Annotated in this window: 21 protein-coding genes; 5 read left to right on the plus strand and 16 right to left on the minus strand. The window is 68.8% G+C overall.

Going from position 1 to position 18,916, the window contains the following annotated elements; all coding sequences use genetic code 11:
- The first annotated feature begins 8 nt into the window (after positions 1-8).
- Positions 9-1,403: a type VII secretion-associated serine protease mycosin gene (mycP, locus tag BM424_RS05510; RefSeq protein ID WP_093414137.1), complete on the plus strand. Its 1,395-nt coding sequence runs from the start codon at positions 9-11 to the stop codon at positions 1,401-1,403.
- Between the two features lie 305 nt (positions 1,404-1,708).
- Here mycP and BM424_RS28725 read toward each other — a convergent pair whose 3' ends face one another.
- The 3 genes from BM424_RS28725 to eccB all read right to left on the minus strand — a co-directional run bounded on the left by BM424_RS28725 (position 1,709) and on the right by eccB (position 5,074).
- Positions 1,709-3,046, minus strand: a complete 1,338-nt coding sequence (locus BM424_RS28725) for a WXG100 family type VII secretion target (RefSeq protein ID WP_175547933.1) — start codon at positions 3,044-3,046, stop codon at positions 1,709-1,711.
- Positions 3,047-3,048: 2 nt separating this feature from the next.
- The gene (locus tag BM424_RS05525) at positions 3,049-3,360 is read right to left on the minus strand and encodes a hypothetical protein (protein WP_093414141.1); all 312 of its coding nucleotides are present in this window, start codon (positions 3,358-3,360) and stop codon (positions 3,049-3,051) included.
- A gap of 157 nt (positions 3,361-3,517) precedes the next feature.
- Positions 3,518-5,074: a type VII secretion protein EccB gene (gene eccB / locus BM424_RS05530; protein WP_093414142.1), complete on the minus strand. Its 1,557-nt coding sequence runs from the start codon at positions 5,072-5,074 to the stop codon at positions 3,518-3,520.
- A gap of 263 nt (positions 5,075-5,337) precedes the next feature.
- Here eccB and eccE point away from each other — a divergent pair, with 263 nt between their 5' ends.
- Together eccE and BM424_RS05540 are read left to right on the plus strand one after the other, a co-directional pair.
- Positions 5,338-6,552, plus strand: coding sequence for a type VII secretion protein EccE (gene eccE / locus BM424_RS05535; protein ID WP_245775613.1), 1,215 nt, complete (start codon positions 5,338-5,340; stop codon positions 6,550-6,552).
- A complete protein-coding gene (locus BM424_RS05540) occupies positions 6,549-7,280 on the plus strand; it encodes a hypothetical protein (protein WP_093414145.1) in 732 nt (243 codons plus the stop codon). Before eccE ends, BM424_RS05540 begins: the two co-directional genes overlap by 4 nt.
- 269 nt (positions 7,281-7,549) lie before the next feature.
- Here BM424_RS05540 and truA read toward each other — a convergent pair whose 3' ends face one another.
- The 8 genes from truA to infA form a co-directional block, all read right to left on the minus strand.
- Positions 7,550-8,431: a tRNA pseudouridine(38-40) synthase TruA gene (truA, locus tag BM424_RS05545; RefSeq protein WP_093414147.1), complete on the minus strand. Its 882-nt coding sequence runs from the start codon at positions 8,429-8,431 to the stop codon at positions 7,550-7,552.
- 17 nt (positions 8,432-8,448) lie between these two features.
- Positions 8,449-8,970, minus strand: a complete 522-nt coding sequence (rplQ, locus tag BM424_RS05550) for a 50S ribosomal protein L17 (RefSeq protein ID WP_093414149.1) — start codon at positions 8,968-8,970, stop codon at positions 8,449-8,451.
- Positions 8,971-9,020: 50 nt separating this feature from the next.
- Positions 9,021-10,103: a DNA-directed RNA polymerase subunit alpha gene (locus BM424_RS05555; protein ID WP_093414151.1), complete on the minus strand. Its 1,083-nt coding sequence runs from the start codon at positions 10,101-10,103 to the stop codon at positions 9,021-9,023.
- 148 nt (positions 10,104-10,251) lie between these two features.
- On the minus strand, positions 10,252-10,857 hold the full coding sequence (rpsD, locus tag BM424_RS05560) for a 30S ribosomal protein S4 (RefSeq protein WP_093414152.1): 606 nt from the start codon (positions 10,855-10,857) through the stop codon (positions 10,252-10,254).
- A 27-nt stretch (positions 10,858-10,884) separates the two neighbouring features.
- Positions 10,885-11,289, minus strand: a complete 405-nt coding sequence (rpsK, locus tag BM424_RS05565) for a 30S ribosomal protein S11 (RefSeq protein WP_093414154.1) — start codon at positions 11,287-11,289, stop codon at positions 10,885-10,887.
- A gap of 25 nt (positions 11,290-11,314) precedes the next feature.
- Positions 11,315-11,695, minus strand: coding sequence for a 30S ribosomal protein S13 (rpsM, locus tag BM424_RS05570; protein WP_093414155.1), 381 nt, complete (start codon positions 11,693-11,695; stop codon positions 11,315-11,317).
- Between the two features lie 162 nt (positions 11,696-11,857).
- Entirely contained in the window at positions 11,858-11,971 is a 114-nt protein-coding gene (gene rpmJ / locus BM424_RS05575; RefSeq protein ID WP_093414693.1) for a 50S ribosomal protein L36, read from the minus strand.
- A 53-nt stretch (positions 11,972-12,024) separates the two neighbouring features.
- Positions 12,025-12,246 carry a translation initiation factor IF-1 gene (gene infA, locus BM424_RS05580; protein WP_009948665.1) on the minus strand — a complete coding sequence of 74 codons (222 nt, stop codon included), beginning with the start codon at positions 12,244-12,246 and terminating at the stop codon, positions 12,025-12,027.
- A gap of 468 nt (positions 12,247-12,714) precedes the next feature.
- On the opposite strand from infA, the gene BM424_RS05585 reads away from it, so the two are divergent.
- Entirely contained in the window at positions 12,715-13,257 is a 543-nt protein-coding gene (locus BM424_RS05585; protein WP_245775663.1) for a class I SAM-dependent methyltransferase, read from the plus strand.
- A 117-nt stretch (positions 13,258-13,374) separates the two neighbouring features.
- On the plus strand, positions 13,375-13,971 hold the full coding sequence (locus tag BM424_RS05590; protein ID WP_093414157.1) for a class I SAM-dependent methyltransferase: 597 nt from the start codon (positions 13,375-13,377) through the stop codon (positions 13,969-13,971).
- Between the two features lie 256 nt (positions 13,972-14,227).
- On the opposite strand, the gene map is transcribed toward BM424_RS05590, so the two are convergent.
- The 5 genes from map to BM424_RS05615 all read right to left on the minus strand — a co-directional run bounded on the left by map (position 14,228) and on the right by BM424_RS05615 (position 18,911).
- Positions 14,228-15,022, minus strand: coding sequence for a type I methionyl aminopeptidase (gene map / locus BM424_RS05595; RefSeq protein WP_093414159.1), 795 nt, complete (start codon positions 15,020-15,022; stop codon positions 14,228-14,230).
- A 97-nt stretch (positions 15,023-15,119) separates the two neighbouring features.
- Positions 15,120-15,674 (minus strand): adenylate kinase, encoded by a 555-nt coding sequence (locus tag BM424_RS05600; RefSeq protein ID WP_217649622.1) that lies wholly within the window; start codon positions 15,672-15,674, stop codon positions 15,120-15,122.
- 194 nt (positions 15,675-15,868) lie between these two features.
- Positions 15,869-17,182, minus strand: coding sequence for a preprotein translocase subunit SecY (gene secY, locus BM424_RS05605; RefSeq protein WP_093414161.1), 1,314 nt, complete (start codon positions 17,180-17,182; stop codon positions 15,869-15,871).
- A 341-nt stretch (positions 17,183-17,523) separates the two neighbouring features.
- Positions 17,524-18,123 (minus strand): hypothetical protein, encoded by a 600-nt coding sequence (locus BM424_RS05610; protein WP_093414163.1) that lies wholly within the window; start codon positions 18,121-18,123, stop codon positions 17,524-17,526.
- A gap of 140 nt (positions 18,124-18,263) precedes the next feature.
- Complete coding sequence (locus BM424_RS05615) at positions 18,264-18,911, minus strand: hypothetical protein (protein ID WP_093414165.1); 648 nt, start codon at positions 18,909-18,911, stop codon at positions 18,264-18,266.
- Between the last annotated feature and the right edge of the window lie 5 nt (positions 18,912-18,916).

The following is an 18,916-nucleotide window of genomic DNA, read 5'->3' on the forward strand; positions in this document are numbered from 1 at the left end:
GCCTGCACATGGGCTTCAAGCACTCCCCCTCTCGCGGCGCGCGGCGCGGACTCGCGCTGTGCGCCGCGGTGGGCGTCCTCGGGCTCGGCGGACCGATGGCCCCGGCCCTGGCGCAGCAGGTCGGGCCGCCGGACCTGGACCCGAGCAAGGTGGCCGGGTCGAGCCTGTCCCAGCAGAACTTCCCGCAGAAGCAGGGCTGCATGAACGGCAGCCCCGGCAGCACGATCCCCGAGAAGCCGTGGAGCCAGCTGGTCCTCGGCTACGAGCGGGCTCACCAGCTCGGGCTGACCGGTGCGGGCTCGAAGGTCGCCGTGATCGACACCGGCGTCAACGCCGACCAGCCGAAGCTCGGCTCGGGCGGCGTCGAGTCCGGTGGCACCGCGATCCCCGACGGCCGGGGCACCAACGACTGCGACGGCCACGGCACGATCGTGGCCGGCATCATCGGCGCCGACCCCGACCCCACCGGCGAGACCGGCTACGTCGGCGTCGCACCGGACGCCACGATCCTGTCCATCCGGCAGACGTCGAACCTGTTCGTCGACGACCAGACCAACGCCACCGTCGGCACCACCGAGACGATGGCGCAGGCCATCAACATGGCGGTGGACCGCGGCGCGAAGGTCATCAACATCTCGCAGTCGTCGTGCCAGCCGGTCGCGCAGGCCAGCCAGTACGGCAACTGGGGCAACCAGATGCTGCACAACGCGGTCAAGCGGGCCTACAACCGGAACGTCGTGGTCGTCGCGGCGGCGGGCAACGTCGGCGGGAACTGCCAGAAGAACTCGCCCGGCAGCCCCTCGACGGCCGTGCTCCCCGCCTGGTTCGACGACGAGGTGCTCACCGTGGCCTCGCTGAACCAGCAGGGCGCTCCCTCGGAGTTCACGGTCCCCGGGCCGTGGGTCGACGTGGCCGCGCCCGGCGAGAACCTCATCGCCATCGACCCCGGTCAGCGCGGGGACGGCCTGGTCAGCCAGATCGCGGAAGGCGAGCAGGGGCAAATGGGCCCGATCCAGGGCACCAGCTTCGCCGCGCCGTACGTGTCCGGGCTGGCGCTGCTGATCCAGCAGAAGCACCCGGAGCTGTCGGCCGGCCAGGTCATGGACCGGATCAAGACCACGGCGCTGCACCCGGGCGGGGTCAACGGCCGCAACGACATCGTCGGTTACGGCATGATCGACCCGATGGCCGCGCTGCAGGACGTCGTCCCGGCCGAGCACGGCAAGCAGGAACCGCCGAAGAAGCCGACGCACCTCGCGGCGGACGCCCTGCAGCAGAAGGACTTCCCGGCGATCATCGTCGCCATCGGCGGCGCGGGAGCGGGTATCGCGGGCATCGTCTTCACGGCGTTCCTCGCCAACGCGGTCCGCAACGTCCGAGCCCGAGCCCGCCAGAACCGCTGAGCGGGAAGGTTCCGCGCTTCGGCCGAAGCTGAGGCCGGACGTCCACTTCGACATCGAAAAAGGGCCGTCTCCCTGCGGAGACGGCCCTTTTCAACATCCACACGCCATGCTCGCCACAAGGTACATTCCCGGCGAACCTTCACCAAGGCTTTGAGCGCACGCACTCGCGGTGAGCCCCCGACTCGAGGTGGGCACGTCGAGGCAGTGGGCAGTTTTAGCCATAATCACCCATGATCAATGTCCGTTATGTCCGGACAGTTATGGCTAAAACTGTCCACTGCCCAGCACATCGAGACGCGAGGGACCTAACCGCGGGGCTTCGGCGGAGGCGCGTCCTCCACTCCAGCGGTCCGCACCTCGGGTGTTGGGGCCTTGGAGTCCTGGAGCACCCCGGCTTCGACCGTCGGTCCCGAGCCCTGGGACGTCGTGGGGGTCTGCGATGCCGTGGGGGTCTGCGAGGTTGCGGAGGTCTGGAGCGTTGTGGGGTTCTGGGACGTCGTGGGGGTCTGGGGTGCTGTGGGGTTCTGGGAGGTTTGGGGTGGTGCTAGGGCTTCGTCGATGGAGGGTTTCGGCGGGGCTGGTTGGAGGGTTGAGGGGAGGTCCAGCTTCGGCGGGGTGGCCTGGGGTTGCTGGTCCTGTTGGGGTTGCTGGGGTTTCGCCATCTCGCCGAAGACCGAGGGCGGGGCGTCCGGTGGGGTGCCGAAGAGCTCTTCTGGGTTGGACTTCAGGCGGGAGGAGTTCTGCCGCTCCTTGCCGCCGCCTCCGCCGCGCTGGCCGAGCATGCCGCCCATCATCCCCATCGGCATCATGCCCATCCCGACGCCCGCGGCACCCACGGCGGCACCGCCCACGGCCGCACCCGCAGCCGCACCGGCACCACCGGACTCGTCCTCTTCGGACCCACCCAACTCACCCGACGCACTCGCCGCAGCGGTCCCAGCCGTCCCCGAAGTCCCGGAAGTCTCAGCGGCCCCCGAAGTCCCGGAAGTCTCAGCGGCCCCCGAAGTCCCGGAAACCCCGAACGTCCCCTCGGACTCGGAAACCCCGGCGGTCTCCCGTGTTTCGGTGGTGGGGGAAGTTTTCATGAAAACTTCCCCCGTCCCCCAACCACCGGGACCCCCGGAACCCCCGGCCACGTCATCGCAGAGCCGGGTGAAGGCCATGTAGTAGTCCGCGATGGACTCCAGCAGCTCCTGAGCCGGTTCCGCGAGCTCCGCCAGGCGTGCGCGAGCGCCGTCCTCATCGGAGGCCTCCATCGCGGCATCGACGTCCTCAGCGGTCTCGGCGACCAGGTCCAGGAGACGTCGTCGCTGCGCACCGACGCCCTCGGCGGTGTGGTCCAGGGCGTCGGCGAGCCCGGTCATCGCGTCGGCGAGGCCCTTGCCCGCCAGCCCGGCGTCACGGATGTGCGCGACGAACGCCTCCGCGTCCGCGCCCTGCCAGGCGGTGTCGATCCCACCCAGCTTGCCGTCCACGTCACCGGAGGACTCCTCGACGGTGGCGGCGGCCTCGCGCCACACGCGGGCGGCGGCGCGGAAATCGTCCGGGCGCCCGACGAGCTCCGCCAGGTCGGCGGGGATGGAGTGCGGAACGCCGAGCTCGTCGGCGACCTCGGCGAGGTGGTGCAGGTGCTCGGATGACATCGTCACGCCTCCCGTCTGCGCAGGTCGACAGCGCTGTCGTCATCGCCGCCCGCGTGGTGCTCGACCACCTCGCGCAGCTCGTCACCCGCGCTGGTCAGCGTCTCGGCGGCGGTGCGGTGCCGGTCGAGCAGCTGCTCGCACAACCGCTGGTAGGCCTCCGGCGCACCGGATTTCCGCCCGATCTCGCCGAACGACTCGCCGCCGAGCTCGGCCTCGGACAGCCGCGCGCGGCCGGTGCTGATGTCCTCGCCGGCCTCGCGGACCTGTCGCGCGTGGGTCGACAGCCAGTCGACGTCGATCCTGATCCCCGACATCCGCACCTCCCAGATCGGATCCGTCTTCCCAGACGAAACCGCCCGCAGCTCACCGTGGCTGCGGGCGGTTTGCTCGTTCCCTCGGACGTCGAACCCGGCTATCCGGTTCCTCGTGGGGTGGGGAAGTTTTCATGAAAACTTCCCCACCCCACGAGAACTAGGCCCCTCCGGCCTGCGGCTTCGGAGCGGGGCGGTTCACACCGCCCGGGCCCACCGGAACCGAGTCGTAGGTCACGCTCGCCCCGGCCGGGTCCAGGAAGTCGCCGCGCGGAAGGCTCCGCATCAGCCACGACGGACCGGCCTTGATGTCGCTCGCGCTCTTCGCCACGCCCAGTCCCTGCGCCGTGGCGACGTCCTTGATGCCGTACTGCACGCCCTGGTCGGACACCAGGAAGATCGGCCCGCTGTCGGCACCGGCCTCGTTCGACGTGCCGCGCACGACCGCCGCCTTGCCCGCCGGACCGTAGTAGTAGTCGACCTTCGGGCCCGAACCGTCGTACTGCGCCAGCTTCACGGCGGGCTTGACCGCCGGGCTGCCCTTGCTCAGGGTCATCGTGATCACCTGCGCGCCACCGACGTTCTTCCAGCTCAGGCACGAGGTGTCGGACTGCTGGAAGGAGACCGGCTTCGGCACCGACATCGGGAAGTAGTCGAGGTCGAGCGGGTTCTCCGTCCGCGGCGCGTCCGTGATCGCACCGGTGACGTTCGGGATGTCCTTGCTGGAGAGACGGCCCGCGTGCAGCACCGCGGCCGCGCCCTCGGCGCTGAGCTCCTGCTTGCCGTCCTTCATCAGCACGAAGAACTGCTCCGGCTCGCCCGGAACGCTGCGCTTGACGACGTCGCCGACCTTGTACCGGTTCAGGTACCTGGCCGGGTCGCCCTCGCCCGGGATGGACGGCACCGACAGGTCCGGCACGCTCGGGATCGCGTTGAGCATGTTGGTGCTGATGGTGCGCGGCGTCGCGCCGTCGAGCCCGAACACGTCGCGCACGACCGACTCGTTCTTGCCGATCTTCGACTTCACCGCGTGGGTGCTGTCGTCCCGGCCCACCCGGTAGATCAGGTACTCGTCGCCGGAGCTCTGGTCCTCGACGAACAGCGACTGATCGGGGTTGATCTCGACACCGTGGTTGCCGTCACCACCGATCACGGTGGTCTCGACCTTGGTGGCCGCCTCCACCCGCTCGGAGTTGAGGTTGCCCTGCACCTGGCCGACGTCGCAGATCGCCCACGACGGCTCGGCCGGGTTGTCCGCGCTCGGCACGTACGTCGGCGCGTTGACCATGCCGGTGAGCGGGCCGCGCGGAAAGTCCGCCAGCGCCGCCTCCTTCACCGTGGTCGTGGGCACCGCGCCGCTGCCCTGCTTGCCGCCCTGCTGCATGACCAGCAGCTTCGCCGAGGCCATGTTCAACATCGGGATGAGCCGCTTCTGGGCCTTGTCATCGGAGGTGACGACGAAAACGCTGCCGCTCTCCTTGGCCACCACGATGTTCCCGGGCTCGGGAACCGTGCCCTTGCCGCCGAACAGGCCCCAGACGAGGAACCCGATCACGCCGACGGCCGCCAGCACCGCACCCGCGACCGTGGCCCGCTTGTGCGAGCCCATCGGATCGTGGAGCATCACCGCGTCTTTCCGCACCAGCGCCGACTCCATGCGGCGAAGCACGAACCGATAGGCCTGAACCTGTGACTTCGTTGTGGGTGTTGATGCCATTCTTCGCCTACAGCTCTCCCGTCCGAGGTACGGTTTCGCAGGATAGTCGCTGAGATATACCGAATGGGTGCGGTTCGGCGGACTCCGTCAGTATTCTCTGCACGCGGCTCAACTCCGACGAACGCGTCCGCCGCACCTACCTGCGAGGGGGAGAGACCGAACGGATGTCCGTGCCCACACAACATCCGGCCCAGCCGAAGGCTCCCGGGCCAGCCAACCCGACCCGCGCCCGGATTCGCGCGCGACGTCGGCGGATCAACGGCGTGACGCTCGCCGGAATCCCGGCGGCCAACATCGTGCTCATCGAAGTCGGCCTGGGAATCGGCGCCGGCGTGTTCCTGATCAACCCGCGCGATCCCGTCATGTGGTCGATCGCGGGCGGAATCGTGCTGCTGGCCTTGATCCTCGCGCTGCTGCGCCGCCGCGGGCGCTGGTTCACGCAGTGGTTCGGGCAGGTTCTCGAGTACCGCAGCCGCAACCACACCCGCGTCTCGCACCCGGCCAACGTCGACGTCACCGAGCCCGCTGAGGACAAGGACGGCGACGGCATCATCGGCCCGGACGAGAACCACCGGGTCGCGCTGCTACGCCTCGTCGTCGAAGACCTCGTGATCGCCCGGGCCCAGGACCACGACCGCAACCCCGTCGGGATGTCCTGGCACGACGGCAAGTGGACCGCGGTGCTCATGGTCGAGCCGACCCCCTCGCTGCTCAACCCCGTGGACAACGCGCCGAACCTGCCCATGGGCGCCCTGGTGCCGTGCCTGGAGGACCGCGGCGTGGTGCTCGACGCGATCCAGGTCATCTGGCACTGCTACCCGGGAAGCGCGGCGCTGCCGTCGAACTCCCCGGCGCTGAACTCCTACCTGGAGGTGCTGGGCCGGCTTCCCGCCGCCGCCCGCCGCACCACCTGGATCGCCGTGCGGCTCGACCCGCAGCGGTGCGCCAAGGCCATCGGCGAGCGCGGCGGCGGCGTCCTCGGCGCCCAGCGCGCGCTCATCGGCGCGCTCTCGCGCGTGCGTTCCTCCTTGGAGCAGCAGGGAATTCCGACCCGGCCGCTGGACCCGGACGAGCTGCTGCAGGCGGGCGTCTCCTCCGCGGAGCTGCACACCGTGCTCGGTTCGCAACGCCCGGTGGCGCTCAAGGAGCGCTGGGACGGCGTCACCGCGGGCGGCGTGGGTCACTCCAGCTACGCCGTCACGTCGTGGCCGAACCAGATGAACAACAGCCTCAACGCGCTCACCGGCATCCGGGCGCTGTCGACCAGCATCGCGCTGTCGGTGTCGCCGGTCGGCGAGGAGGGCGAGGTCGGGCTGCGCGGTCTGGTGCGCGTCTCGGCCCGCACGCCCGCCGAGCTCGACACCGCCGACGCGCGGTTGAAGGCCATCAGCAACCGACTCGGGTTGACGCTCACGCCGCTGCGCGGTTCGCAGCTGGCCGGTTACGCAGCGACGCTGCCGCTCGGAGGTGCGGCATGAGCCGAAGCAGGACGATCGACGTTCCCGGCAGCCACGGGCCGGCCCCGGAGTTCCTGGTCACCCCGGAGACGCTGGACGCCATCAGCCCGTCCGGCGACCGCGGCGGCGTCATCATCGGATCGGACCCGCAGGGCGAGGCGCAGGCCGCGTCGCTGCTGCGGTCGCTGCCGACCCGCATGGTCACCGTCGGCGGCCTCTACCTGGCCCGCCAGCTGGCGCTGCGCGCGATGGCGACCGGCGCGTGGGTGATCATCGCGACCGGGCGTCCGGCCGCGTGGAAGATGCTGGAGCGGGCCGCGGGCGAGACGCCCGACGGCAAGCCGGTGCCGCTGGTGCAGATCCGCCGGCTCGCCCCGTTCGACCTGCCGAGGTCGTCCGAGGACACCCCGCTGCTGGTGATCCACGACGGCGGTGCGGTCCCGCAGGAGCTGTTCCCGCCGCGCGCGCCGTGGCAGACCACCATGTACGTGCTGCCCTACCTGCACCCGCAGGTCAGCAGCGGCACGGCCGCCAACACCGCGGACCTGGTGCTGCTGCAGCGGCTGCCGCTGAACCAGGCCCAGCTGGCCCAGCGCATCTGGAGCCTGCGCAACCACCAGGTCCAGCCGCTCACGCAGCTGCAGGACGATCAGCTCATCGCCCTGGGGAACATGACCTGGACCATGATCCGCCTGGTCACGAACCAGAAGGAGAAGGACATCCTCGGCCCCATCCGCCGAGGCGACTGAGCCCCAGCTCCGCGCGGAAGCCCCTGGGACCTCGAACCGAGGCCCCAGGGGCTTCTTCCGTTCCACCCGGTCGATTCCGACCGGGAATGCCCGCCATTACTAGCCTCCGCTATCAGCGGCTGCTGTTCCGTCGTACGTGGACCGGGGACAGTTTTAGCCATAATTGACCGGGCATAACGGACATTGATCATGGGTGATTATGGCTAAAACTGCCCCACTGCCGAACACGGCACTCCCGGGCGGCATGGCGGTTCTCGAGCTGCGCGGGGTCAGGAGAGGGTGCGGGTGGCGCGGGTTTGGTTCTTGCGGGCCGCGAGCTCCGCGTTCGGGGGATAGTCGATCGCGCGGAGGGTGAGGCCGTGCGGCGGGGCGACCGCCGTGGTGCGGGTGCCCTCGGCGAGGAGGTCCGCCGGGAAGGAGTCCGGGCGGCGGCCGTCACCGGTCATCAGCAGCGTGCCGACGAGGCTGCGGACCATCGAGTGGCAGAAGGCGTCGGCCGAGACGTCGGCGACGATGAGGTTGTCCTCCACTCGGCTCCAGCTGAAGCGCTGCAGCTCCCGGATCGTCGTCGCACCCTCGCGCGGCTTGCAGTACGCCGCGAAGTCGTTGAGCCCCAGCAGCTCCCGGGACGCGGCGTTGAGCGCGTCCACGTCCAGCGGCCGGTTCCAGGCCAGCGTGTCCTTGCGACGCAGCGGATCCGCGCCCCACGGCGCGTCCGAGACCTGGTAGCGGTAGTGGCGGCGCAGCGCCGAGAAGCGCGCGTCGAACTCGCCCGGCACCACCTGGGCCCCGAGGATCCGCACGTCCGGCGGCAGGATCCGGTTCCAGCGGTGCACCATCCGCGTCAGGTCCGGGATCCCGCGCTCGTCGACGGCCAACCGGCCGGGAGCCGAGGGATCCAGCGGCACCACGTCGCAGTGCAGCACCTGACCCGTGGCGTGCACGCCGGTGTCGGTGCGGCCGGCGACCACCACCGACTTCGGCACCTCGCGGCCCGGCGGCTGCTTGGCCAGCGCGTCCTCCACCAGGCCCTGCACCGTGCGCAGACCCGGCTGCTTCGCCCAGCCCTTGAAGTCCGTGCCGTCGTAGGACAGGTCGAGGCGCACGCGAACGAGCCCGCCATCCCCAGCGGGGACAACGGGCTCGTTCACAGCATCACTGCCCAGAATCAGGACTCGTCCTTCTTCTCGGCGGCGGTGTCCTCAGCGGACTCCACCTGGGCCTCGGCGGCCTCGGTGGTCTCCGCGGTCTCCTCAGCCTGGGGCTCGGCGGCCTTCGGCTCGTCCTTGGCGAACGTGGTGCCGCGGGCGGCCTCCGCCTCGGAGGTGGCGGTCTTCTCCGCCACCAGCGCGATCACGGCCATCTTCGCGTTGTCACCCTTGCGCGGCATCGTCTTGACGATGCGGGTGTAACCGCCGTTGCGGTCGGCGAAGAACGGACCGATCTCGGCGAAGAGCTTGTGCACGACGTCCTTGTCGCGGATGGTCTTCATGACCTCGCGACGGTTGTGCAGGTCGCCCTTCTTGGCCTTGGTGATCAGCCGCTCGGCGATCGGCCGCAGCCGCTTCGCCTTCGCCTCGGTGGTCGTGATCCGACCGTGCTCGAACAGCGAGGTGGCCAGGTTGGCCAGGATGAGCCGCTCGTGCGACGGGGACCCGCCGAGACGCGGACCCTTGGTCGGGGTGGGCATCGGTTGCTCCTCTCGAGGGCGCGCCGGTGAACCCCGGACGCGCAACACAGCTACAGCTGCTCTGTCTCCGCGTAGTCCTGACCGTCGTCGTAGCCGGTGTCCTCGACGGGACCCGCCGAACCGACGATGACCTCGTCCTCGGCGGTCCAGCTCTCCGCGGGGTACTCGGCCGCGGCAGCGGACGGGTCGAACCCGGGCGGGCTGTCCTTCAGGGCCAGGCCCAGACCGGCCAGCTTCATCTTGACCTCGTCGATGGACTTCGCACCGAAGTTGCGAATGTCCAGCAGGTCGGCCTCGCTGCGCGAAACCAGCTCGCCGACGGTGTGGATGCCCTCCCGCTTGAGGCAGTTGTAAGAGCGAACCGTCAGGTCCAGGTCCTCGATCGGCATCGCGTACGCCGCGATGGTGTCGGCCTCCGCCGGCGACGGGCCGATCTCGATGCCCTCGGCATCGATGTTGAGCTCGCGAGCGAGCCCGAACAGCTCGACGAGAGTGCGACCGGCCGACGCCACCGCATCGCGGGGCGTGATGGACGGCTTGCTCTCGACGTCGAGGATCAGCTTGTCGAAGTCGGTGCGCTGCTCGACACGAGTGGCCTCGACCTTGTAGGTCACCTTCAGAACCGGCGAGTAGATCGAGTCGACCGGGATCCGGCCGATCTCAGCACCGGTCTGCTTGTTCTGCATCGCGGGGACGTAGCCACGACCACGCTCGACGACGAGCTCGATCTCCAGCTTGCCCTTCGCGTTCAGCGTGGCGATGTGCAGATCGGGGTTGTGCACGGTGACACCGGCCGGCGGGACGATGTCCGCCGCGGTGACCTCACCCGGTCCCTGCTTGCGCAGGTACATGGTGACCGGCTCGTCCTCCTCGGAGGAGACGACGAGCTCCTTGATGTTCAGGATGACGTCGGTGACGTCCTCCTTCACACCCGGAATGGTGGTGAACTCGTGCAGCACACCGTCGATGCGCAGGCTGGTGACCGCCGCCCCCGGGATGGAGGAGAGCAGCGTACGACGCAGCGAGTTGCCCAGGGTGTAACCGAAGCCCGGCTCCAGCGGCTCGATGACGAACCGGGAACGGGTCTCCGACACGGCCTCTTCGGACAGTGTGGGTCGCTGGGAGATGAGCACTTCGTATTCCTTTCCTCACGGCGCCCGCTATTTGACGCCGATGGAACGGCATGCCCGCGAAAGATCGCGGGCCGGCGACGGATTCCTGCACCGCCACCGCTGGCTGCGGCCGCCGGCGACCTCGCGAGGAGATCGCCGGCGGGACGCGTCACTTCGAGTAGAGCTCGACGATGAGCTGCTCGGTGACCGGGGTGTCGATCTGCGCGCGCTCCGGGCGCTGGTGCACCAGGATGCGCAGGTTCGAGGGCACGACCTGGAGCCAAGCCGGCACCGGGCGCTCGCCCAGCGTCTCCTTGGCGATCAGGAACGGCGTGGTGCCGAGGGCCTTCGGCTTGACGTCGATGATGTCCCACTTCGAAACCTGGAAGCTGGGGACGTTCACCTTCTTGCCGTTGACCAGGAAGTGACCGTGGCTGACGAGCTGACGCGCCATGCGACGGGTGCGGGCCAGACCGGCGCGGTACACGACGTTGTCCAGCCGGCACTCCAGCAGCTGCAGCAGGTTCTCACCCGTCTTGCCGGGGCGGCGGTTGGCTTCCTCGTAGTACGCGCGGAACTGACGCTCGAGCACGCCGTAGGTGTACCGGGCCTTCTGCTTCTCCTGGAGCTGCAGCAGGTACTCGGTTTCCTTGATGCGCGCGCGACCGTGCTGCCCCGGCGGGTACGGGCGACGCTCGAAGGCCTGGTCTCCGCCGACAAGGTCAACCTTGAGACGACGGGACTTGCGGGTCGCGGGACCGGTGTAACGAGCCATTGGTGATCCTTACTCCTTTCCCGCGGCTCAGACCCGACGACGCTTCGGCGGGCGGCAGCCGTTGTGCGGCTGCGGGGTCACGTCCTGGATGGTGCCCACCTCGAGGCCTGCGGCCTGCAGCGAGCGGATCGCCGTCTCCCGGCCCGAACCCGGACCCTTGACGAAGACGTCGACCTTCTTCATGCCGTGCTCGGCGGCCTTGCGGGCCGCGTTCTCGGCGGCCATCTGCGCGGCGAACGGGGTGGACTTGCGGGAGCCCTTGAACCCGACGTGGCCGGCGGAGGCCCAGCTGATCACCGCACCGGTGGGGTCGGTGATCGAAACGATCGTGTTGTTGAACGTGCTCTTGATGTGAGCCTGCCCGTGGGCGACGTTCTTCTTCTCCTTGCGCCGCACCTTCTTGACGGCGCCGGCGCGAGCCTTGGGTGGCATAGCTTCAGCTTTCTCCTAGCGAGGCTTACTTCTTCCCGGCCTTCTTCTTGCCGGCGACCGTCTTCTTCGGTCCCTTGCGGGTACGCGCGTTGGTCTTCGTCCGCTGCCCGTTGAGGGGCAGGTGACGACGGTGGCGCACACCCTCGTAGCAACCGATCTCGATCTTCCGGCGGATGTCGGCCTGGACCTCGCGGCGGAGGTCACCCTCGACCCGGTAGTTCTCCTCGATGAAGTCGCGCAGCTTGGTCAGCTGCTCGTCGTCGAGGTCGCGCGGCTTCGCGTCGGCGGAGACGCCGGTGCCGGAGAGGATCTCCTTGGCCCGGGTCTTGCCGATCCCGAAGATGTAGGTGAGCGCGATCTCCATGCGCTTCTCGCGCGGGAGATCAACACCAACGAGCCGTGCCATGTCGGCTCCTTCTCCTTAGATCGGTCCAGGTCTGCTCCCACGCCGCCCCCGCACGTGAGGTGCGGAGCCCCGGCCTGGTCCGGAGGTCAGCCGGCTCAGCTCTCGAGCCGACAGGTCGTGGGAGTTCTTCTCGATGTCGTCTGCGACCGAAGTGGTCTGCGCTCAGCCCTGACGCTGCTTGTGACGGGCGTTGTCGCAGATCACCAGGACCCGTCCGTGACGACGGATGACCTGGCACTTGTCACAGATCTTCTTCACACTCGGCTGGACCTTCACGGTCGTGCTCTCCTGTTGGACGCGTGTCCGGGTCGCCCCGGACACCGTGGAGGTCACTTGTAGCGGTAGACGATGCGCCCACGGGAGAGGTCGTACGGCGAGAGCTCCACCACAACCCGGTCCTCGGGGAGGATTCGGATGTAGTGCTGGCGCATCTTGCCACTGATGTGCGCGAGGACCTTGTGGCCGTTCTCCAACTCGACGCGGAACATCGCGTTGGGAAGCGGCTCGATCACCCGACCCTCGACCTCAATGGCCCCGTCCTTCTTGCCCATGTCCTCCGCGTTTCGTGACGGTGACGGTTTGCGGGGCCGAAAGGCCCCTGCCACGCACGTCGGAGGCCCCGACGCGCATGACCGACACACGCGGGGCCCGATTCGAAATACCGATGACCACCCGATCCGGATACTCTGGGAATCAGAGCCGCGCGGACGGACACTCCGGGCACAACGAACCGGCGCCACTCGTGCGCCGATAGTCCATCGTACGCGCAGCCCGTTGAGCACCACACATCGGGGCTGCTCACACCGCATCCGACGCCATCGGCGGCTTGCGCGGGTCTTCTCGGGCTCACTAGTTTCGATCGCACACTCGACACCCTCGACACCGGCGTCGGGGCGCGGCCACCCGGGAAAAGACCGAGGAGCAGCGTGACAGCCCAGCAGCAGCGCACCGGCACGCCGTTGACCGGCAAGCTCGCCGAGTACCGGACCTTCTTCAGCACGGCCGTGCGCAACCCGCGCATGGTCGGCGCCGCCACCCCCACCTCGCACGCGGTCGCCGCGACCGTCGCCCAGGTCGTGCCCAGCACCGGGACCCCCGTGGTCGTGGAGCTCGGCCCCGGCACCGGATCGCTGTCCGACGGCATCCACGACCGGCTGCCCGCCGGGGCGCGCCACCTGGGCATCGAGCTCGGCGCCGACCTGGTCGCACACCTGCGCGAGAACAAGCCGTGGCTGGAGGTTGTGCACGGCGACGCGGGCGACCTCAAGGCGGTGCTCGCCGACCGCGGCATCGACCGGGTCGACGCCGTCATCAGCAGCATCCCCTGGTCGCTGCTCGACGACTCCGCCCAGGGCCACATCCTCGACCAGGTCACGCAGGCCCTCACCCCGCACGGGGCGTTCACCGCGCTGACCTACCTGCCCGCCGAGCGGACCCGCAACGCGCGCCGGTTCCGGGGACGGCTGCACGAGTCCTTCGACGAGGTCCTCACCCACACCACGTGGCGGAACTTCCCCCCGATCCTGCACTACCTCTGCCGCCGCCCCCTCGCGCAGGCCTGACGAGCTCGACAAGCGGGTACTTCCAGGCAAAAGGCGGGTATTCGGTCGATGTCGGGAGCCGATTGCGGACCGGTTACGGTCGGGCGGCATCTCAACCCGGGGAGGGGCAGGAGAACCGTGAACAAGTCGCGCGAATACCTGACGTTCGTGGGCCGCGCCGTGCAGCACCCGTCCAAGGTGGGTGCGGTGCTGCCGACCTCTGAGCACGTGGCCCGCGCGGTCGCCGACGTCGTGCCCAGCAACCGCCCCAGCACCGTGCTGGAGCTCGGCCCGGGCACCGGAGCGCTCAGCGGACCCATCCGGCAGCGCATCGCGCCCGGGTCCCGACACCTGGCGGTGGAGATCGACCCGGCGCTGGTCCGCTACCTCAACCGCATTAAGCCGTGGCTGGAAGTGATCGAGGGGGACGCTTCCGACCTGCGCAAGATCCTCGCCGACGCCGGTGTGGACCGGGTCGACGCGGTGATCAGCTCGATCCCGTGGACGCTGCTGCCCGGCGACAAGCAGCGCGAGCTGCTGCACGAGACGGCCTCGGTGATGTCACCGAGCGCCGTGTTCACCACGGTCACCTACCTGACGACGCTGTGGCGCGCCCAGACCAAGGAGTTCGTCGGCGCCCTCGACGAGACGTTCGACGAGGTCTTCCCCCGCAGCGCCGTCTGGCGCAACATCCCCCCGGCCCGCGTCTACGCCTGCCGACGCCCCAAGTCCTGATCCCTCGGACGGGACACAAGTCCTGATCCCCCGGACGGGACACAAGTCCTGATCCCCCGGACGGGACAGTTTTCATGAAAACTGTCCCCCTCCCCACGAGTCCCACACACCCCACCAGACTCGGGAACCCCGGTTTCCACCGGAAAACCCCTGGTCAGGAAGGTCCTGAGAGATTCGGGTGGTTGGGGGGAGGGAAGTTTTCATGAAATCTTCCCGTGGTGTGGGGACGTGCAGTTTTCATGAAAACTGCGCCCGATCAGGAGTCCTCGGGGGCGGTGAGGACCCAGGGGCCCTCGTCGGTGATGGCGACCGTGTGCTCCCAGTGGGCCGCGCGGGAGCCGTCCTCGGTGACGACGGTCCACGCGTCGTCGAGCTCCTCGGTCTCCGCGGTGCCACCGGTGAGCATCGGCTCGACCGCCAGGCACATGCCCACGCGCAGCTTCGGCCCCCGGCCGGGCTTGCCGAGGTTCGGCAGGAACGGCTCCATGTGCATCTGGGTGCCGATGCCGTGGCCGCCGTACTCGGCGATGATGCCGTACTCGCGACCGTCGGCCTTCGCCGCGGCCAGCGCCGCCGACTCCACCGCGTGCGAGATGTCGGTGAGCCGGTTGCCGGCGCGCACCTGCTCGATGCCCGCCCACATCGACGCCTCGGTCGCGGCCGACAGCGCCCGGTCGGCGTCGCTGATCTCGCCGATGGCCAGCGTGACGGCGGAGTCGCCGTGCCAGCCGTCGAGGATCGCGCCGCAGTCGACCGACAGCAGGTCGCCCTCGGAGAGGGTCTCGCGCACCGACGGGATGCCGTGCACGACCTTCTCGTTCAGCGAGGCGCAGATCGAGGCCGGGAAACCGTGGTAGCCCTTGAACGAGGGCACCGCGCCCGCGTCGCGGATGACCTGCTCGGCCACGGCGTCGAGCTCGCCGGTGCTCGCCCCCGGCACGGCCTTCTCCCGCACCGCGGCCAGCGCACGCGCGACGACCAGACCGGCGGCGCGCATCGCCTCGATCTCACCGCGCGACTTGAGCTCGATGCCCTTCCCCCGACGCAACAAGGCACTCACCTTCGAAGTATGTACGGACGGTGCCGGGTCGCGCCCGGCGGATGAAACGCGACGGCCGGCCACCCGAGGTGACCGGCCGCGCGAACGCTCACTGGTGGCTGCGCAGCGCTTCCAGCGCGCGGCCGGTGATCTCCTCGATCGAGCCCAGGGCGTCGATCTTGATGACCTTGTCCTGGTAGTAGCCCAGGATCGGCTCGGTCTCCTCGTGGTACACCGCGAGGCGACGCCGGATGACGTCCTCGGTGTCGTCCGAGCGGCCGCGCGCCAGCATGCGCTTGACCAGCTCCTCCTCCGGGACGTCGAACTGCACGACCGCGGTCAGCTCGAGGTGCTTCTCACCGAGGATCCCGGTCAGCACCTCGGCCTGGGACGTGTTGCGCGGGTAGCCGTCGAGCAGGAAACCCTGGGCCGCGTCCTCGTCGGAGAGGCGGTCGCGCACCATCTCGTTGGTGACCTCGTCCGGCACCAGCTCACCGGCGTCCATGTAGCTCTTGGCCTTCTGGCCGAGCGGCGTGGAGTTGCCGATGTTCGCGCGGAACAGATCTCCGGTGGAGATGTGCGGCACACCGAGCTTCTCGCTGAGCACAGCCGCCTGGGTACCCTTACCGGCACCGGGCGGGCCGACGAGAACCAATCGCACCAAGGGTCTGCCTCCGAATCCTCACCATCGCGCGCCAACTGCTGACGAGCTGCGCCGCGCCGCCCCGGACCGACGGCGCCGCGATCCCAACCACCCTACGCATGGACGGCGGGCATGCGAACACGCCCATGCGGAAGTGAGCGCAAGGGCACGCACGCAGGTCCGGGCGTGTGTGGCACACGCCCGGACGCTCCAGCCTACCGGAGGAAGCCCTCGTACTTGCGCTGCGTGAGCTGGCTCTCGATCTGCTTCACGGTGTCCAGACCCACGTTGACCATGATCAGCACCGCGGTGCCGCCGAACGGGAAGTTCTGGTTCTGGCCCTGACCACCGGTCAAGCCCAGGAAGAACATCGGCAGGATGGCCACCACGCCCAGGTACAGCGAACCGGGCAGGGTGATGCGGGAGAGCACGAAGCTCAGGTACTCCGCCGTCGGGCGACCCGGGCGGATGCCCGGGATGAACCCGCCGAACTTCTTCATGTCGTCCGCCCGCTCCTCCGGGTTGAACGTGATCGACACGTAGAAGTAGGCGAAGAAGATGATCAGCAGCATGTACAGCAGGATGTGCACCCAGCTGGACGGGTCGACGATGTAGGTCTGCAGGAAGCGGGCCCACCAGCTGTCCTGGTTGCCGGCCAGCTGACCGATCAGCTGCGGCAGGTACAGCAGCGACGAACCGAAGATGACCGGGATGACACCCGCCTGGTTGACCTTCAGCGGCAGGTACGTCGACGTCCCGCCGTACATCCGGCGGCCGATCATGCGCTTGGCGTACTGCACCGGGATGCGGCGCTGCGCCTGCTCGATGAAGACGACCGTGGCGATGATGGCGACCGCGAACACGCAGACCATCGCGAACACCAGCGGACCGTGCGAGGTCAGGATGTTGCCGCCCTCGGCCGGGATCCGCGACGCGATCGAGACGAAGATCAGCAGCGACATGCCGTTGCCGATGCCGCGCTCGGTGATCAGCTCGCCCATCCACATCAGGACGGCGGCACCCGCGGTCATCACGACCACGATGGTGATCAGGTTCAGCACGGAGTCGTCCGGGATGGGCGAGACCGAGCAGCCCTGGAACAGCTGACCGCGCACCGCGAGCGCGACGATGCCGGTGCCCTGCAGGATCGCCAGGGCGATCGTCAGGTACCGGGTGTACTGGGTGAGCTTGGCCTGGCCGGACTGGCCTTCCTTCTTCAGCTGCTCGAAGCGCGGGATGACCACCTGCAGCAGCTGGATGATGATGCTCGCCGTGATGTAGGGCATGATGCCCAGCGACAGCACCGACAGCTGCAGCAGCGCGCCGCCGCTGAAGAGGGTGAGCAGTGAGTACACGCTCTGGGCGCCGCTGCCCTGAATCTGCTGGATGCACTGCTGAATGTTCGGGTACGACACACCGGGCGACGGGATCGTCGCGCCCAGGCGGTACAGCACCACCATTCCCAGCGTGAACAGGATCTTGCGGCGCAGGTCCGGCGTTGCCAGAGCCGAGCGGAAGGCGCCGAGCACGCGAACCTCCTGTACGCGAGCCGGTCGGAACCGGCCGGAAAACAAGCGGCCGGCTTCGCCAGCCGGCACGGCGGGAAACTCCATGGACAAGGCCGTGGTCACCCACGGCACTACCGCGCGACTTTAGCAGGCCGCGAGCCGGATACGGACAGCGACCGAACCCTCACGACGATCAACGTTCAGCAACATCGCCGCCCAGCAGCGGCAACCCCGCCCGGTTCGGCGCGGTTGCCGTTATTCACACGGTGACCAGCTGCGTTGCGGGGACAGGAAGTTCCCGTGGAAACGTCACTTCCCGTGAGGGGTGGGGGAAGTTTTCATGAAAACTTCCCCCACCTCTCTCAACCGCAGTTGTCCGCTTTCTCCTCATCGGTCATCGGGCGTGTCGACTGGGTGACCGTGCCGCCCTGGTCGTCGGCCGGGCCGCTGGCCTCGAAGTCGTTCACGTACCAGATGTAGTGGTCGTAGAACTTGTCCTCGAAGTGCAGCTCGTAGGTGCCCTTGGCCTTCTGCATCTTCGCGCCGTGGTAGACCTGCCCGACCTCACCGGGCCGCACCGTGATGAAGGTCGTCTGCGACTCGGTGTGCTCGGACCGCCACTCGTGCCCGTAGGTGGCCTTGAAGGTCACCTTGAACACCTCGCCGAAGCTGGTGCTCATCGACAGCCCCACGCTGTTGCTCTCCGCCGAGCTGTCCGACCAGGCGACGCTCATCTGCTGGTCCCGGTCGGTGCAGTTGAAGACCGGAGCGCCCACCTCCTTCGAGGTGTCCTGGTAGTACTCCACCTCGCCCTCCGGGTGGAACACGCAGCTGTCGGTCCCGTTGTCGCACTTCTCCAGCAGCTCCCGGACCGTGGGCTCGTCCGCCGCCGAGGCCGACGGCGCCACCAGCAGCGCCACCGCGACCGCGGACGCGCAGCTCACCGCAATGCGCTTGTACATCGAGTTCCTCTCGATCGGATTCCCGTTCCACGCTCACGTCCCCACGGGGTGACCGGATTACTCCGGTAATCGGGGGACGGAATACCGCCGTAATCGGGTGGCGGATTACTGCGGTAATCCGGTCACCCCCGGGAGGGCGGTCACGGGCAGGCGTTGACCTCGTCCTCGGTCATGTCCCGGGTGTGCTGGCTGACCGCCGTGGAGGAGTCCTCCGCGGGCCCGGTCGCCTCGAAGTCGTTGACGTACCAGATGTAGTGGTCGTGGAACTTGTCCTCGAAGTGCAGCTCGTAGGTGCCGCGCACCTTCTGCATCTGCGCCGCCCGCTCGACCCAGCCGACCTGGTGCGAGCCGGTGTCCACGAACGTCGTCTGCGACTCGGTGTGCGACTCCTCCCAGGTGTGCTGGAAGGTCTGCTCGTAGCTGACCGCGAAGACCTTCCCGAACCCGGCCTCGGTGGTCATCGACAGCCCGACGCTGTTGCTCTGCGACGTGGTGTCCGACCAGGTCACGTTGTGCCGCTGGTCGTCCGGGGTGCAGTTGTAGACCGGGTCGCCGACCTGCTTGGCGTCGGCGGTGAAGTACTCCGGCTCGCCGGCCGGGTGGAACACGCAGCTGTCGGTGCCGTTGTCGCACTTCTCCAGCAGCTCGCGCACCGTCGGCTCGTCGGCGGCGCTGACGCCGCGGGCGTCGAGGACGCCGACGTCCTCGGCGTTGGCCGTCGTGGGCACGGCCAGGGCGCCGAGCACGCTCGCCGAGGCCACCAGGGTGCGGATCGTTCGTGCCTGCATCGCGG

The sequence above is a fragment of the Saccharopolyspora flava genome (genome assembly GCF_900116135.1).
Classification (GTDB): Bacteria; Actinomycetota; Actinomycetes; order Mycobacteriales; family Pseudonocardiaceae; genus Saccharopolyspora; species Saccharopolyspora flava.

Bases quoted from the DNA above. Each gene is read 5' to 3' on its own strand.
- mycP (WP_093414137.1), top strand. From the start codon at position 9: ATGGGCTTCAAGCACTCCCCCTCTCGCGGCGCGCGGCGCGGACTCGCG.
- BM424_RS28725 (WP_175547933.1), bottom strand. From the start codon at position 3,046: ATGTCATCCGAGCACCTGCACCACCTCGCCGAGGTCGCCGACGAGCTC.
- BM424_RS05525 (WP_093414141.1), bottom strand. From the start codon at position 3,360: ATGTCGGGGATCAGGATCGACGTCGACTGGCTGTCGACCCACGCGCGA.
- eccB (WP_093414142.1), bottom strand. From the start codon at position 5,074: ATGGCATCAACACCCACAACGAAGTCACAGGTTCAGGCCTATCGGTTC.
- BM424_RS05540 (WP_093414145.1), top strand. From the start codon at position 6,549: ATGAGCCGAAGCAGGACGATCGACGTTCCCGGCAGCCACGGGCCGGCC.
- rplQ (WP_093414149.1), bottom strand. From the start codon at position 8,970: ATGCCCACCCCGACCAAGGGTCCGCGTCTCGGCGGGTCCCCGTCGCAC.
- rpsD (WP_093414152.1), bottom strand. From the start codon at position 10,857: ATGGCTCGTTACACCGGTCCCGCGACCCGCAAGTCCCGTCGTCTCAAG.
- rpsK (WP_093414154.1), bottom strand. From the start codon at position 11,289: ATGCCACCCAAGGCTCGCGCCGGCGCCGTCAAGAAGGTGCGGCGCAAG.
- rpsM (WP_093414155.1), bottom strand. From the start codon at position 11,695: ATGGCACGGCTCGTTGGTGTTGATCTCCCGCGCGAGAAGCGCATGGAG.
- infA (WP_009948665.1), bottom strand. From the start codon at position 12,246: ATGGGCAAGAAGGACGGGGCCATTGAGGTCGAGGGTCGGGTGATCGAG.
- BM424_RS05585 (WP_245775663.1), top strand. From the start codon at position 12,715: ATGGTCGGCGCCGCCACCCCCACCTCGCACGCGGTCGCCGCGACCGTC.
- BM424_RS05610 (WP_093414163.1), bottom strand. From the start codon at position 18,123: ATGTACAAGCGCATTGCGGTGAGCTGCGCGTCCGCGGTCGCGGTGGCG.
- BM424_RS05615 (WP_093414165.1), bottom strand. From the start codon at position 18,911: ATGCAGGCACGAACGATCCGCACCCTGGTGGCCTCGGCGAGCGTGCTC.